This is a genomic window from Streptomyces sp. Y1 (assembly GCF_041053115.1).
In the GTDB taxonomy this organism is placed as follows: domain Bacteria; phylum Actinomycetota; class Actinomycetes; order Streptomycetales; family Streptomycetaceae; genus Kitasatospora; species Kitasatospora rubellomurina.
This window is the reverse complement of sequence record NZ_CP163445.1, coordinates 6,565,125-6,580,109: the sequence shown is the minus strand read 5'-3', so window position 1 is coordinate 6,580,109 and position 14,985 is coordinate 6,565,125. Positions and strand designations below refer to the sequence as shown.

The 14,985-nt window shown below is 73.4% G+C and carries 16 protein-coding genes; 2 read left to right on the top strand and 14 right to left on the bottom strand.

Annotated features, from left to right (window positions below; all coding sequences use genetic code 11):
* Positions 1-3: 3 nt before the first annotated feature.
* From AB2U05_RS28940 to AB2U05_RS28875, 14 genes are all read right to left on the bottom strand, one after another.
* The gene (locus AB2U05_RS28940; protein WP_045702211.1) at positions 4-417 is read right to left on the bottom strand and encodes a hypothetical protein; all 414 of its coding nucleotides are present in this window, start codon (positions 415-417) and stop codon (positions 4-6) included.
* A complete protein-coding gene (locus tag AB2U05_RS28935; protein ID WP_045702213.1) occupies positions 417-824 on the bottom strand; it encodes a hypothetical protein in 408 nt (135 codons plus the stop codon). The genes AB2U05_RS28940 and AB2U05_RS28935 overlap by 1 nt, the downstream gene beginning before the upstream one ends.
* On the bottom strand, positions 824-1,183 hold the full coding sequence (locus tag AB2U05_RS28930; protein WP_045702215.1) for a hypothetical protein: 360 nt from the start codon (positions 1,181-1,183) through the stop codon (positions 824-826). The genes AB2U05_RS28935 and AB2U05_RS28930 overlap by 1 nt, the downstream gene beginning before the upstream one ends.
* On the bottom strand, positions 1,180-2,148 hold the full coding sequence (locus AB2U05_RS28925; protein WP_045702217.1) for a hypothetical protein: 969 nt from the start codon (positions 2,146-2,148) through the stop codon (positions 1,180-1,182). The genes AB2U05_RS28930 and AB2U05_RS28925 overlap by 4 nt, the downstream gene beginning before the upstream one ends.
* A complete protein-coding gene (locus AB2U05_RS28920; protein WP_107073127.1) occupies positions 2,145-2,999 on the bottom strand; it encodes an alpha/beta fold hydrolase in 855 nt (284 codons plus the stop codon). Before AB2U05_RS28920 ends, AB2U05_RS28925 begins: the two co-directional genes overlap by 4 nt.
* Positions 2,999-3,946 (bottom strand): beta-ketoacyl synthase N-terminal-like domain-containing protein, encoded by a 948-nt coding sequence (locus AB2U05_RS28915; RefSeq protein WP_045702219.1) that lies wholly within the window; start codon positions 3,944-3,946, stop codon positions 2,999-3,001. Before AB2U05_RS28915 ends, AB2U05_RS28920 begins: the two co-directional genes overlap by 1 nt.
* Entirely contained in the window at positions 3,943-5,082 is a 1,140-nt protein-coding gene (locus AB2U05_RS28910; protein WP_045710549.1) for a beta-ketoacyl synthase, read from the bottom strand. The genes AB2U05_RS28915 and AB2U05_RS28910 overlap by 4 nt, the downstream gene beginning before the upstream one ends.
* On the bottom strand, positions 5,079-6,338 hold the full coding sequence (locus AB2U05_RS28905) for a beta-ketoacyl synthase (RefSeq protein WP_045702223.1): 1,260 nt from the start codon (positions 6,336-6,338) through the stop codon (positions 5,079-5,081). The genes AB2U05_RS28910 and AB2U05_RS28905 overlap by 4 nt, the downstream gene beginning before the upstream one ends.
* Before the next feature lie 62 nt (positions 6,339-6,400).
* Complete coding sequence (locus tag AB2U05_RS28900; protein WP_045702225.1) at positions 6,401-6,649, bottom strand: acyl carrier protein; 249 nt, start codon at positions 6,647-6,649, stop codon at positions 6,401-6,403.
* Between the two features lie 203 nt (positions 6,650-6,852).
* Complete coding sequence (locus AB2U05_RS28895; RefSeq protein ID WP_045702227.1) at positions 6,853-7,605, bottom strand: IclR family transcriptional regulator; 753 nt, start codon at positions 7,603-7,605, stop codon at positions 6,853-6,855.
* Between the two features lie 3 nt (positions 7,606-7,608).
* The gene (locus AB2U05_RS28890; protein ID WP_045710548.1) at positions 7,609-8,358 is read right to left on the bottom strand and encodes a thioesterase II family protein; all 750 of its coding nucleotides are present in this window, start codon (positions 8,356-8,358) and stop codon (positions 7,609-7,611) included.
* Entirely contained in the window at positions 8,355-9,299 is a 945-nt protein-coding gene (locus tag AB2U05_RS28885; protein WP_369184661.1) for an ACP S-malonyltransferase, read from the bottom strand. Before AB2U05_RS28885 ends, AB2U05_RS28890 begins: the two co-directional genes overlap by 4 nt.
* Before the next feature lie 564 nt (positions 9,300-9,863).
* Positions 9,864-10,760 carry a hypothetical protein gene (locus tag AB2U05_RS28880; RefSeq protein ID WP_063773580.1) on the bottom strand — a complete coding sequence of 299 codons (897 nt, stop codon included), beginning with the start codon at positions 10,758-10,760 and terminating at the stop codon, positions 9,864-9,866.
* A 532-nt stretch (positions 10,761-11,292) separates the two neighbouring features.
* Positions 11,293-12,210, bottom strand: a complete 918-nt coding sequence (locus tag AB2U05_RS28875; protein WP_369184660.1) for an alpha/beta hydrolase — start codon at positions 12,208-12,210, stop codon at positions 11,293-11,295.
* A gap of 450 nt (positions 12,211-12,660) precedes the next feature.
* Here AB2U05_RS28875 and AB2U05_RS28870 point away from each other — a divergent pair, with 450 nt between their 5' ends.
* Positions 12,661-13,725 (top strand): polyprenyl synthetase family protein, encoded by a 1,065-nt coding sequence (locus tag AB2U05_RS28870; RefSeq protein WP_369184659.1) that lies wholly within the window; start codon positions 12,661-12,663, stop codon positions 13,723-13,725.
* Positions 13,726-14,299: 574 nt separating this feature from the next.
* Entirely contained in the window at positions 14,300-14,962 is a 663-nt protein-coding gene (locus AB2U05_RS28865) for a transglycosylase SLT domain-containing protein (protein ID WP_045702236.1), read from the top strand.
* The last annotated feature ends 23 nt before the right edge of the window (positions 14,963-14,985 follow it).

Here is a 14,985-nt window from a genome sequence, read left to right as displayed (position 1 = left end):
GGCTCACAGGAAGTAGACCGCGCGGTACTCGGGCCAGCGCAGCGCGAGTTCGCCGTCCGCCGCGACCCGGATGCCGTCCATCAGGACGTCGTCCAGCGGCGCCGCGAAGCCGAAGGCGGCCAGCGCCGACTCCTCGACCCAGACCCGCACGCCGGCCTCGATCAGGTTCCGCAGGTTGACCCGGGAGTCGGTGACGGTGTCCAGCTCGGTGTCGCCCAGGCGCAGCGACGGCGTCGGCCGGGCCCGCACCGCGTGGGTGGCGGCCTGGCCGCGCAGCAGCAGGTCCAGCCCGCCGGGGTGCCGGTGCAGTTCGGCGGCCAGGTAGAAGGCGTCGAAGAACTGCTTCTCGACGGCGCCCCGGTAGCCGCGTTCCATGATGCCCAGGGCGGGCTTCTCGACCCGGTCCTGATCACTCATCAGATGACTCCGACCATGAGGTTCCGGGTGGCCGCGGCCACGTTCGCGGCGTAGCCCGCCGGCGGCCGCATGACGACCTCCGGCAGGTGGTCGACGGCGCCGCGGTCGTCGCTGCAGAACCGGCAGCCGTACCAGTACAGCTGGTCCGGGAACGCCTTGAGCATCCGCTGGGCCAGCGCCGCCGTGGTCGGGTACGCGCTGTTCCACGACGCGAGGTTGCGCGGCTTGTCGTCGGTCAGGCCGCGCTGGGTGAGCAGGGTCGCGTTGCCGCAGGTCCAGATCTGGACGCTGGCGCCGCGTTCCAGCAGGGCCTGCGCCAGGCGCAGCGCGGTGGTCGTGCGGTCGTCCTCGTTCGGCGAGCCCATCAGGGTGATGAGCACGTCGGTCGGCGGTATCCGGCGGGCCATCAGTGCCACACCACGTTCGCGTCGGGGTCCAGCACCCAGCTCGCCACTTCGTCCATCCCGGTGACCTTCACGCCGTCGCGCAGCGTGTTCTGCTCAAGCCCCCGCTGGGTCAGCGAGAACCCGTCCGCCGCCAGGAGGCCGCCGGCCTCCTGGAAGACGTCCAGTTCGGCGTCGCTGCCCGGGAAGGCGAGCGCGACCGCGTCCTGGACGAGGAACATCACGACCGGGCGCCCGGCCCGGGCCTGCGCGACCGCGTCGCGGCGGAATCCCGCCTCCTGCGGCGCGCAGTGTCCCTGGCTCTCGATCAGGAGGAACCACGGCTCACCCGCGGGCCGGGCGGCCCAGTCGTCGTTCGTCACGCGGACTGCACCCCGTTGATCGCGTCCAGGACGCGCTGGTCGAAGTTGACCAGGCTCCAGTCACGGCGGTTGCCGATCACCGCGTAGCCGTGCACGATGCTGCCGGTGGCGGCCTTGACCAGCTTGCCGTCGCGCAGGACGTAGAAGTCCATCCGCGAGGTGTAGGTGAACTCCTTGAAGACCTCCTCGACGGTGTACACCGTGTAGAGGTCCTCCTCCATCAGCGCCTCGTCGAGGATGCGGATGTTGGAGCGCGGCACGACCGGGATCCACTTGCGGTCGTCCAGCAGGGTCTTGATCGAGATGCCGCGGTCCATGACGAACCGGTCCTTGCCCTCCTCCATCAGGCGCAGGTAGCCGGACATCTGGATGCGCTCGGTGAAGTGGCAGTACGGGTACGGGATGTTCCACTTCCAGGCGTACGCGTTCTTGCCGGCGGTGAGCGACGCGAGGATCTCCTCCTCGGTCGGGGCGGTGGTGCCCTCGGCGCGCTCCAGGTCGTCGCCGAGCTTGGCGACGGCGAAGCGGGCGAGCTGCTCCGGAACGGCGCCGGCCGCCTCCAGGTAGGTGTCGATCCGCAGCGAGACGCGGACCTTGGAGGTGACGGCCTTCAGGACCTCGCCGTCGCGCTCGACGTTGATGACGACCTTGAAGCCGATCGTCCCGTCCTCGTCCTTGGTCCACGGGGAGACGATGGCCTCGGCCTGGTCGTCCATGTGGAAGGCGTGCAGGATGCGGGTGTCGATGTCGACGAGGTCCAGGCCCAGGCCGTGGGTCTCGTACAGGCCGCGGGCGGGCAGGCCGACCTGGCGGAAGTGGTCCAGGACGGCTTCCTCGACCATGTAGTTGACGTGCTTGAAGCCGATCCAGGTGCAGATGTTGGAGCCCTCGTAGCGGGGGCGCACGATGGTGGTGGTCGGGCTCTCCAGGAGCGCCTTGACGTTGGTATCGGTCACAGTGGTCACGAGTGGTGCTCCAAGACTGTCCGGGGGCCGGACCCGGGCTGCGGGTCGTCGGCCAGGGTGGAGTTGACGAACTCACGGATGTCGGCGGCGAACTGCTCCGGCCGCTCGATCATCGGGAAGTGTCCGGTCGGGTAGACCAGGTGGCGGGCGTCCGGCAGGTCCGCGGCCAGGGCCCGGCCCTCGCGCGGCGGCGCGCCGATGTCGTGCTCGCCGCTGACCAGCAGCGTCGGCACGGTGATCCTGCCGGTCTGCAGGAGCGGGGTGGCGAGGTAGAGCCCGAAGAAGCGCATCCAGCCGTAGGGGCCGATCCGGTCGCGCACCCGGTACGCCATCGCGCGCTGGATGTCCGGGTCGAGCCGGCCCTCCGAGGCGAGGTGGAGGCCTTCCTCCAGGATCAGGTGGAAGTCGGTCACGTAGTAGGTGAGCGCGTCCCAGTCGAAGTCCTCGGTGGAGGACCGGTAGAACGGCGAGACCAGCACCAGGGCGCGGATCCCGAACTCCTCGAACGGGTCGACCCCGCGCTGGAGTTCCTGGTCGATCAGTTCCATCAGGACGTTGACCGCCATCGAGTGGACGACCAGCACCTCGGCCCCGCCGGGGACGAGCCGCAGCGCCTCGGCGATCCAGCCGCCGAGCGCGGGCCCGTGCGTCCAGTCGCCCAGCTCGCCGTCGCGCCAGGGCAGTTGGGCCGCCCACAGCTCGTGGCCGTCGGCCATCAGGCCGGTGCACTTGTCCCAGACGCCCGCGTTGGCACCGAGCCCGTGGATCAGCAGGGTGCGCCGCCCGGATCCTCCGACCCGGTGCACCTGCACCGGGGCGGAGTCCTCGGGCTTCGACGAGCGAGCCGCCATCACGCGGCTCCGGGCGCCAGCAGCACCAGGCCGGCACTGGCGTCGGCGCTCTCGCCGCCGGCCAGCGCGTACACCGCGCCCGCGCCGCCGTCCTCGAACCAGCCGACCGCGGCCGCGCACTGCAGCACCCCGAGCGCACCCGAGGGCTCGCCGGCGGACTCCGGCAGGCCGACCCGGGGCACGCCGGGCAGCAGCTCCGCGTCGAGCGCGGCGGCGGCACCGCCGGGGACCTCCCAGCGGGCGGGCTGCCCGGACGCCGCGAGGCGGTCCAGCACGTCGCGGACGGCCGCGGTGCGGACGTAGCCGCCGAGCACCGCCTTGACGGTGCCGGAGCGCTCCTGGACGGCCTCGGCGCGCTCGACCACGATCGCCGCGCCGCCGTCGACCGAGGGGCGGCCGCCGGTCAGCTTGCGGACGACCTCGTTGTCGGGCTCGACGCCGAGCACCAGCACGCGGTCCACCCGGCCGGCCTGGATCATGGTGATCGCCCAGTGGACGGCGTCCAGGCCGGAGGTCGGGCCGTTGCAGACCATCAGGTTCGGGCCGCGCAGGCCGAACCGGATCGCCACCGAGGAGGCGATGACGTTGCTGGAGGCGTTCGGCAGGTCCATCGGGCTGGTCCCGTTGACCGTCTCCTCGCGGATCGTGTCCAGGGCCCGGGTGACGGTGTCCAGGTTGCCGTAGTTGGAGCTGGCGACCACGCCGATGCTGCTCGCCGGCACGGTCGTCCCCTCCTCCCCGACGAGCCCGGCGTCGGCCAGCGCGCGGGCGGCCAGCGCGTAACCCAGCTGGGTGGCGCGGTCCTTGTAGCGCAGGCCCTTCTTGCCGACGATGGCGGCCGGGTCGACGGCGGCCGCGCCGCTCTCGGGGCCGGCGGCCAGCGCCCGCGCGGAGTCCGCGCCGGGCACCAGGACGGCGGCGCCGCTCACCACGATGGTCGCGCTCACTTGTCCGCCTCCACGATCGCGACGGCGTTGATGCCGCCGAAGCCGAAGGCGTTGAGCTGCGCGACCCGCATCGACTGGTCGGTCGCCGCCTCGCCGGTCACCCAGCGGAACTTCGCGGCCTCGTCCACCGGGTCCTCCAGTCCCACGGTCGGCGGAACCCGACCCTCGTTCATGGCCCGCAGGCCGACGATCAGATTCAGCAGACCGGAGGCACCCGAGGTGTGGCCGGTCATCGACTTGACCGCGGTCAGCAGCGGACGGCCGGCGTCCGCGCCGAACACCTCGGCCAGGGCGGTCGCCTCGGCCTCGTCGTTCAGCAGGGTGCCGGTGCCGTGCGTCATCACCAGGTCCACGTCGGCGGGCTTGATGCCGGCCAGGCCGTACGCGGTGCGCATCGCCTCGGCGATGCCCTCCGGGTGCGGGGCGGTGACGTGGTAGGCGTCGCAGTTGACCGCCACGCCGCGCAGCCGGCCGTGCGCCTTGCGCCCGCCGTCCTCGCGGCGCAGCACCACGGCGCCGGCGCCGTCGCCCATCAGCACGCCGGTGCGGTTGCGGTCGAACGGCCGCACCCGGTCCGGCGCGACCGGGTGGACGCGCTCCAGCAGGCCGAACATGCTCTCGGTGAGCACGTCCACGCCGGCCACGATGACGGTGTCCGTCTCGCCCTGCTCCAGCAGGTCGGAGCCGAGCGCCAGCGCGTACAGCGAGGCCGAGCAGGCGTTGGAGAAGGTGTGGGTCACGTCGGCGCCGAACCGCTCGCGCAGCGCGGTGCCGAAGTGCAGCCCGGCGTCGGTGAACGGGGTGCCCTCGCGCCACCACAGCTCGGCCGAGCGCAGCTCGCGCAGGCCGGTGCCGATGAGCACGGGGATGCCGCTCAGGTCCTCGCCGATGCCGGCGTCGGCGACCGCCTGGGCGATCGCCTCGGTCAGCAGGCGGGTCGCCCGGGCCGGCACGTCCTGGCCGGGCGCGGGGCGGTCGTCCACCTCGTAGGCGTACTTGGCGCGGAACCGGGTGCTGTCGAAGCCCCGCAGCTCGTGGTGGCCGGTGCGGCCGGCGCAGAGGCTGTCGAAGACCTCGTCGACGCCCGTGCCGATGCTGGCCACCGCGCCCATCCCGACGATCGGGCGGCTGATCATGCGGTCTCCTCCTGTCCGTCGTACTTCCCGAGGAGCACCACCGCGTTGTTGCCGCCGAACGCCAGGCCGTTGTTCTGGACGATCCGCAGATCGGCCTCGACCGCGTCGTTTGGCACGCAGTCCACGTCGCACTCCGGGTCGGTGGTGACGTGGTTGATGGTCGGCGGGATGAAGCGGTTGGCGATCGCCAGCGCGCAGCCGATCGCGGCCAGCGCACTGGCCGCGCCCATCGAGTGGCCGAGCATCGACTTCATCGAGACGGTGCGCGGCGGCTCGCCGAACACCTCCCGGATGGCGGCGACCTCGGTCGAGTCGTTCGCCTTGGTGCCGGTGCCGTGCGCCGAGATCAGGTCGACCTGGTCGCGCGAGACCCCGGCGTTCTCCAGGGCGAGCTCCATGCAGCGGGCGAGGCTGGCCTGGTTCGGCGCGACCGGGTGGTACGCGTCGCAGTTGAGGCCGTAGCCCAGCACCTCGGCGTAGATGCGCGCCCCGCGGGCGAGCGCGGACTCCAGGCGCTCCAGGACGAGCACGCCCGCGCCCTCACCGGTGAGGATGCCCTTGCGGTCGATGTCGAAGGGCTGACAGCGGTCCGGCGCGATGGTGCCCAGCCGGTAGAAACCGGTGAAGGTCTTGCGGCACATCGCGTCGGCGCCGCCGCAGAACGCGAACTCCGCCTCGCCCGAGCGGACGGCGTCGAAGCCGGTGCCGATCGCGTAGTTGCCTGCCCCGCAGGCGGTGGGGACGGTCACCGCCTCCACGTTCTCCAGGCCCAGTTCCTGGGCGATGGCGGCCGAGAGGCGGCCGGCCGGCACCCGCCGGGTGGCGACCGGGTCGAGCTTCTCCGGTCCCGTCTCCAGCTCCGCCTGGACGAGGTGGTCCAGGTCGTACGACTCGCCGTCGGTGGTGCCGATGGAGATCAGCCCGCGCTGGTCGCGCAGCTCGCCGACGTCCAGGCCGGCGTCCTTCAGCGCCATCCGGGCCGCCGCCACCGAGAACTGCGTGGCCCGGCCGAGCTGTTGCGCGTCGAGGCGGCTGATCCAGTCGTTCGGATCGAAGCCCACCACCTCGCAACCGTTGGCGTGGGCGTAGCCCTCGGTCTCGAACACCGAGATGGGCCTGGCCCCGCTCCGTCCCTCACGGAGCCCCTGCAGGAACTCCTCCGCCCCCAGCCCGATGCTGGAGACCACACCGAGCCCGGTGAGGACCACCCGGTGCTGCCCTGCCCCTGCCGGGTCAGTGCCGTGTTGTGCCGACATTCCGACCTCCCGATCCGCCTGCCTGCTGGCCTGTCACCCGTGGTGTGGCCACGGGGCTGCGACTACCAGCCGGCCGGCTCCGCCACGACGGCGTAGACGCCCTCGAGGTTGACCATGCGGGGCAGCTCGGTCTGGTTGATGACCACGCCGAACTCCTTCTCCAGCGCGGCGAGGATCTCGATGGCGCGCAGCGAGTCGGCGCCGTGGTCCTCCTTGAAGAGGCTGGTCTCGGTGACCTCGTCCTCCTCGATCTCCAGAATGTCGCAGACGATTTCCTTGATGGTCTCGATACGCTCGGCGCGAGCAGTCATGATGGATCTACCTCTCGAAAGAAATCGGATGAACCAGTGAATTGGAATTCACCGGTTGCGCCGGACGGCGCCGGCGAATTGACACCCGGGCATATTCCCCGTGGCGCTTCATGACAGTTTCTAACAATTCCGTTCGGGTGCCCGCAAGAACCGCTGCAGCAAGCTGCCAGAGCAGCCGGTAACCCTTCGGATGCGTCCGGTTGTTACCTGATCAGACCTTCGGAGAGCTGAACCGCCGCATCGACCAGCTCGTTGGCGAAGCGGCGGGCCGGCGTCCTGGTCAGGGTCGCCACCGGTCCGTCCAGGGTGACGGCGGCGACGACCCGGTTCCCGTACCCGCGCACCGGCACGGCCAGCGAGGCCACCCCCGCCTCGCCCGCGCCCAGGCTCTGCGCCCAGCCCTGCCGGCGCACCCCGGCCAGGGTCGCGGCGCCGAACCCGGCCCCGCGCAGCCCCTGGTGCAGGACGTCCGGATCCTCCCAGGCCAGCAGCACCTGCGCGGCGGCGCCGACCTTCATCGGCAGCGCCGCGCCGACCACCGACCGGGCCGGCCCGCGGCGCTCGGCGGCCTCCGCCGAGAACACGCAGACCCGCAGGTCGCCCTGCCGGCGGTAGAGCCGGGCGCTGGCGCCGGTGCGGTCGCGCAGCGCCTCCAGGACGGGACCGGCCCCGATCACCAGCCGGTCCCGGCCGGCCTCCACCGCCAACTCGCCCAGCCGGGGCCCGAGGACGAACCGGCCCTGCCGGTCCCGGGTGAGCAGCCGCAGGTTCTCCAGCGCCACCGCGAGCCGGTGCACGGTCGGCCGGGCGAGCCCGGTGACCTCGGTCAGGGTGCGCAGCGAGGCCGGCCCGCGGGCCAGCACGCCGAGCAGTTGGTCGGCCTTGTCGAGCACGCCGACCCCGCTGCTGTCCGCAGCCGCGCGGCCGACCGTCCTCGTTCCCCCCGTGGACCGCATCGGTCAGGCCAGTCTGGCAGCCAGGTCGCGCACCAGCGCGTCCCGCTGCCCGTTCAGGTAGAAGTGGTCGCCGGGGAGCACCGACAGCTCGAACCCCTCGGTGGTGACGTCCGCCCAGGCCCGCATGTCCTCCGGTCGGATGCCGGGGTCGCGGTCCCCCGTGTAGGCCGCCACCGGGCAGTGCACCGGGTGGGCGGGCCGCGGGTGGTAGGTGCCGACGATCCGGAAGTCGGCCCGGATCGCGGGCATCACCAGGTCGTACAGGTCCGGGTCGGCCAGCAGGTCGGCGTCGGTGCCGCCGAGCCGGCGGACCTCCTCGACGATCGCCGGGTCGCCGCCCAGGTACGCCTCCTTGGGCTGGACCCGGTGCGGCGCCATCCGGGACGAGACGTACAGGCCGGAAAGCCGGACGCCGTGCAGGTTCTCCAGCCGCAGCGCGACCTCGTAGGCCAGCGAGGCGCCCATGCTGTGCCCGAACAGCGCGACCGGCACGTCGACCAGCGGCAGCAGCGCGGCGGTCACCGCGTCGGCCAGCGCCGGCATGCTCTCGATGCACGGCTCGGCGATCCGCTCCTGGCGGCCGGGGTAGCGCGCCGCCAACAGCTCGACGCCCGGGCCGAGTTGCTGCGCCCAGGGGTGGAAGACGGAGGCCGTCCCGCCCGCGTGCGGCAGGCACACCAGCCGCCCGGTCGGCCGCCCGGCGGGGGCGGGGTAGCGCCGGAACCAGGCGCTGTCGACGGTGGTGACGGTCATGCGGGCTGCTCCTGCGCGGCCTCGACCAGCTTCCGGAGGGCGTCCGGGCCGTCGACGGCCGCCAGTGCCGTGCCGGGCGAGATCCGGCGGATCAGCCCGTTCAGCGTCTTGCCCGGGCCGAGCTCGATCAGCCGGGTGCAGCCGAGTTCCTCGGTGAGGGTGTGGACGCTCTCCTCCCAGCGCACCGGGGAGGTCAGCTGGCTGACCGCCAGGGCGGGCCAGTCGCAGTCCCCGCGGTAGGCGCGGGCGTCGGTGTTGGCGACCACCGGCGGGTGCTCCGGCGCGAACCGGGCCTCGGCCAGCGCGGCGGCCAGCTGCTCGGCGGCGGGCGCCATGTACGGGCTGTGGAAGGCGCCGCCGACCGCCAGGTTGATCAGCTTGGCGCCGATCTCCGGGGCCCGCTTCCCGGCCTGCTCGATGCCGTCGCGCGAGCCGGAGAGCACCACCTGGCCGGGGGCGTTCATGTTCGCCACCCAGACCTCGACGCCGTCCGCGCGCATCGACTCGACCAGCTCCGAGACCTTCTCCAGCGGGGCCGCCACCAGGACGCCCATGGTGCCGTCCACCGCCTCGGCGGCGGCGCGCATCGCCCGCCCGCGGGCGGCCACCAGCCGGGCGCCGTCCGCGAGACCGAGCGCGCCGGCGGCCACCAGGGCGGTGTACTCGCCGAGGCTGTGCCCGGCGTAGCCGGCCACCTCCGCCACCAGGCCGGCCCGGCGGGCCTCGTCGTGGGCCATCACCGAGACGGCGAACACCGCCAGCTGGGCGAGGTCGGTGCGCCGCAGCAGGTCGGCGTCGGTGCGCAGCAGCAGCTCCTCGACGTCCTCGCCGGCGTGCCGCGAGATCTCCTCCACCAGGCCCCAGGCCTCGGTGTCGCGCCACGGAGCGCCCATCTCCTGCTTCTGCGTCCCCTGCCCGGGAAACACCAGACCGATCGTCACGGACCCACCCTCCACCCATCATGTGTCGATGCCGGACGGCGCCGGCGAGAACTCCGGGCGGAGGACCGGACCCCGTTCGGGGGAAGACGGGGATCCGGGCCTCCGTCATCGGTCGTCGGAGCGCCTGCCTCCCTGCGCCGGGGCCGGGGGAAGGGCCCGCGCGGGTGCCGGCGGTCCGGCCGGGACCGAGAGGTGAGGCTCCCGGACGCCGAACGACTCCGACGGGGAATTCAGCGCCCGTACCCCCGGAATTCACCGGGGGCGCCTCGCCGGGCGCAATTCCCGGAACATGTCTAACCGCCGCCGGGGGCGGCCCGCAACAACTGCTACAGGAACCTGCCAGCCGCAAGGGACGAAAGTCCCGGCCGGTCGGAGGCGGTTCCGAGACCGGCCGACCGGTATGCCTTCCGCTCGGAATGTCCGCCCTGACGCCCTGGCCGGATTCATTCACTTCGGTGGCGAACAGACGACGATCCCCGGTGGCGGGCCGTCACAGCCCGCCACCGGGGATCGCGATGGGGTGTGGCCCAAATCACGGGCCGATCGTGCGGAGAATACGGAGAGTCAGCCGCGGCGCGGCGCCGGGGAGCGGCCGCCCGGGACGGCGCCGGAGTCCTCGGCCGTCCGCTGCGGGTACACCCAGCCGGTGTCCGCGCCCCGCCCGGCCGACCCGGCGGCGACCGGGTTCGGCTGCGCCGCGGCCGGGCTCGGCAGGGCGGCGGCCGGGCTCGGCGAGGCGGTCGGGAGCAGGCCCAGCTCGAAGGCCCGCGCCCCGGCCTGGAAGCGGGAGTTGGCGCGCAGCAGCTCCATGATCTCGGCCACGTACCGGCGGTACGTGCGCACCGACACCGACAGCTCGCGGGCCGCGACCTCGTCGGTGACCCCCGCGTTCAGCCAGCCCAGGATCCGCACCGCGAACTCGGTCCGGGCCCGGTCGCCGAAGTCGACGTGCTCGCTGGCCGGCACCGCGTGCCGCCACACCCCGCCGAACAGCGTGTACAGCGTCCGCAGCACCGAGGGGACGCGGACCAGTGAGGCCTCGCGCACCGCCGCCGACGACTCCACGCACACCAGCGCGGAGGTCTCGTCGACCAGCACCGCCTCCAGCATCGGCATCCGGGCCAGCCGGACCTCCACCTGCCGACCGCGCGCCGCCTGCACCCGCAGGAACTCCCGGTCGAACATCGAGGGCGGACAGAGCAGCCGGACCCGCACGTCACCGCCCCTGGCCGCCAGCAGCCCGTGCAGCGCCAGGTGGATCGCCTTGGCGTGCAGCGCGTCCGACGCGAACACCACGTCGACCGAGGACCTGGCCCCCGCGATCATCTCCTCTATCGTCCCCAGCACGGTGCCGTCGTCCGCCGGCACCATGGCGACGGGCGCCTGCCGCGACCTGCGGTCACGGTGCTTCGCCACACTCGCCTCGATCAGGGTGCGGACCTCCAGGAGAGCCTGGACCACCTCGTCCCCACCCGCTGGCGCTCCGGCCGTCGCCTGGAGCCCGTCCCCTGCCAGTATCGAATCCGTCAACGGTCCAGCCTCCACGCCCGTTCGAGGCCGCCCGATCGGCCCCCGCATGGCATTCCGGACACAACAACAATCACTGTTCTCATGACTCCCCCGTCATGGTCACGTCCGGGCATATTTCAGACGTGCCCGGCCCGGCGAACGTACCACCAGGACCGAGCCGGTCACGCCGGAAAACCCGGCCCCGATCCGGTCGAGTGGGTCCAACTGATCAAATGGACCACGGGCTCCCCGCCGGGCTCTTTTCGCGGTCGGCGAGCCCGCGACCTGGGGCCGTAGCCGCACGAAAGGGCCCGAGGCGCGATGATCCAGAACCGAGCCGAACGCTAACCCGGTCGCCGATGCTCCGTCAACGCAGATCAGATAGGTGATCGATCAACCAAACTGGCTGTAACAAAGGGAATGTGACGCTGCGTCATAGTCGCCGTTTTCGATCAAGCCGGGCGACTCCGCCGGGGAATGCGTTTCAGCCACCGTGGCCGATTGCCGACGCCACCGACGACCGGCCGGGCGCACGCAGCGGCAGCCCCATCTGCGTCAGCACCGCCGCCCCCAGCCGCGATTCGGGCCGGCCCAGGTCGTAGGGCAGGTCGAAGTGGTGGCGCTCCGGCTCCACCAGGCTGACCACCGGCGCGCCCATCCGGCGCGCCACCTCCGCGAAGTCCTCGTGCTGGCGACCGTACTCCCCGGTCTCGTTCCCGCCGCGCGCGATGACCAGCGGCGGCAGGTCGGGCCGCAGGTGGTGCAGCGGGCTGTTGCGGTACGCGCCGGCCGCGTCCAGGCCGAGGGCGTCGTTGACGTACGTCAGCCGGATCGGCTCCAGGTCGTACACGCCGCTGAGCAGGGCCGCGCCGGCGATCCGCCCCGCCGCGGCGCCCTCCGGGTCCAGCAGCGCCATGACGGCCAGGTGCGCCCCGGCCGAGCTGCCGCTGAGGTGGATGCGGTCCGGATCCACCCCGAGGGAGGCGGCGTTGGCGGCCAGCCAGCGCACCGCCCGGCGCACCATGGCGACGATGTCGTCCAGCGTGTGGGCCGGGGCGAGCCCGTAGCCCACGGCGGCGAAGGCCGCGCCGCGGTCGACGAAGTCCGGGGCGGCGAACGCCGAGTCCGACTTGCCGAGCTCCTGCCAGTACCCGCCGTGGACGAAGACCTGCAGCGGCGCGTCCGGCCCGGGCGCCGGGAAGAAGTCCAGCAGTTCGGGCTCCTCGGGCCCGTACCGGAGGTCCCGGTGGACGGTCAGCCGGGCCCGGGACGCGGCGCTGTGCCGGGCGTAGCCGGCGAGTTCGCCGGACAGGTCCTCGATGCAGGAGCTCGGCGAGTACGCCACGGCCAGCTCGGCGTGGTCGAACTCGCGGTAGACGCGGGCGGGGTGGGTGGTGGCCATCGACTGGATCCTCGGAGTCCTCGGCTGGTCGCGGAGAGTGCCCGCCACCGCGCAGGAGTGCGCGCGGCAGCGGTGGGAGGGGTGCGCCGCGGGGCGGTCGACGCCACCGCGCCCGGCGGTGACGGACCGTCCGGCATGGGGCCGGCAGTTCGAACGGGCCCCAGTACAGCAGCGCCGCGGCCTCCGCGTCGTCGCGCGGCGGGGAACGGGACATGAAGCTGACACGAAACCTGGGCCCGCATCCCGTACGGACCGTTTCGATACGGACTGTCGGAATGCGACAGCTGGCTGCCACAGGGTCGGCGCCGCCGTCACCTTCCTGTCAATCGAACAGACTTGCCCGCCCGTTGCCGCGGCCCTCCGTAGGGTCGAAGGCCGGGGGTGCAGAGCCCCCGCGCACAGAACCACGAGCAACGCGGGCCCCAGCACGCGGACCGCCGGGAGGGCCCGATGACCAGCCTCACCACAGGCGACGCGAAGTCCCTTCCCCCGCACGGCCGTTCGGCGCAGCAGCCGGACCGCCTGGTGGACGCGATCACGATCGCCGACCCGGAGCTGGAGGCCCGGCTGCGCCGCCGCCTCGCCGAGGTCGAGCAGCGCCTGCTGGAGTGCACCCACGGCGACGGCACCGCCCCGGCCGCGGACGCGACCAGCCACCTGGTCGCCGCCGGCGGCAAGCGGATGCGCCCGCTGCTCGCCCTGCTGGGCGCCGAGTTCGGCGATCCGGGCGCGGCCGGCATCGTCGACGCCGCCGTCATCACCGAACTGGTCCACGTCGCCTCGCTGCACCACGACGACGTGATGGACGCGGCCCCGACCCGGCACGGCGCCCCGAGCGTGAACGCCCGCTGGGGCAACACCATCGCCGTCCTCACCGGGGACCGCCTGCTCGCCCGGATCGCCAAGCTCGCCGCCGGTCTCGGCGACGGCGCCCTGCGGCTCTACGCGGACACCGCCAACCGGCTGGTCCGCGGCCAGCTCCGCGAGCTGTCCGGCCCGGCCGGCCCCGACGACCAGCCGGCCCACTACTTCGCGGTGATCGCCGACAAGTCCGGCTCACTGATCTCCGCCTCGGTGCGCCTCGGCGCCCGCCAGGCCGGCGCGCCGCACTCGGCCGAACTGGCCCTCGCCGAGTTCGGCGAGTACCTGGGCACCGCCTTCCAGATCTCCGACGACCTGATCGACATCACCTCGGAGCGCAGCCAGTCCGGCAAGCAGCCCGGCACCGACCTGGCGCTCGGCATCCCGACGCTGCCCGTCATCTTCGCCCTCAACGACACCAGCGCCGAGGGCCGCGAACTGCGCGAGCTGCTGGAGGACGGCGCCCTGGGCGACGAGGCGCTGCGCGGCCGGGCCCTCGACCTGCTCCGCTCCTCCCCCGCACTGGACCAGGCCCGGGCCGTGCTCAACGACCACCTCGACCGGGCCCGCGCCGCGCTGGCCGAGCTGCCGCCCGGGCCGGCCGTCCCGGCCCTCGCCGCCCTGTGCGACCTGATCACCGACCGCACGGGGTGAGCACCGCCCAGCAGTGACGGCCCGGTCACGCTGCGCCGAAGTCCGGCCGGCCCGCGTGTGAGGCCGCGCACAGGGCCCCGGGCGTCTACTGCTCCCGATAGTGGACGGGCCGCGGCCGGGCGCCGCGCGGCCGCCCCGACCGGGCTCCGGCGCGCCGCCGGGCGGCCGCGCCGGGCCTGAAGAAGCCAGGCCACCGCCCGTACCGGCCTCCGATCCGCCCGGTGCGCCGCGCTCCCGGACCGCACATGCACAAGTCGGACATTTCACCACAAAGCACCTCACAGGCCGCCGCGCGGGAGCCCGCCGGCCACGATCCCCCGTAGTAGCGAGCGTCTTTGCGACGCGTTCCGGGGCCTGCCAAGAATGGTCCGTCGCCAGGCAGCGCGGCCGGTCCGACCGCCGCGCAGCCCGCCCGCCCCGCCGCCATCCGCCGGGGCGCCACGGCCGTCCCGGACGGCCGCGCGGGCCCCGCTCACCCGGAGCCCGTGCGATGCCCCGCGCCCGGTGCCACCGGCACGGCGCCGACGGCCCGCCGGCCCGCCCGGCCCCACGACGGAAAAGGATCGACCGCTCCATGCAGCTCAGCCATGCCCGCCGCAACTCCCTGATCACCGGCGTCGCCACCCTCGTGGTCGCCAGCGCCGCCACGGCCGCCCTCGCCATCCCGCAGGTCGGGAACACCACCGTCGACGCCGCCCCCGTGGCCGCCGTCTCGGTGGACGGCAAGCCGGCCGCCGACCAGGCCCCGGCCGACACCGCTGCCGCTGCCGCCGCCCAGCAGGCCGCCCAGGACGCGCAGGCCGCCGAGGCCAAGGCCCAGGCCGACGCCGCCGCGCAGGCCGCGCAGGCCGAGGCCGAGGCGAAGGCCCAGGCCGACGCCAAGGCCAAGGCGGACGCCGACGCCGCCGCCTCCCGCTCCCAGGAGCGCCGGAACCTGAACACTGGCTTCTCCGGCACCCCGCAGCAGATCGCCGCCCAGATCGTCCCGGCCGGCCAGCTGCAGTGCTTCAGCAACATCGTCTTCCACGAGAGCAGCTGGAACCCGCTCGCCGTCAACGCCTCCTCCGGCGCCTACGGCCTGGTCCAGGCCCTGCCCGGCTCCAAGATGGCCTCCGCCGGCGCCGACTGGCGCACCAACCCGGCCACCCAGATCAAGTGGGGCCTCGACTACATGAACTCCCGCTACGGCAGCCCCTGCGCCGCGTGGTCGTTCTGGCAGTCCCACCACTGGTACTAGGCCGACCCCGGCCGCTCCCCCGC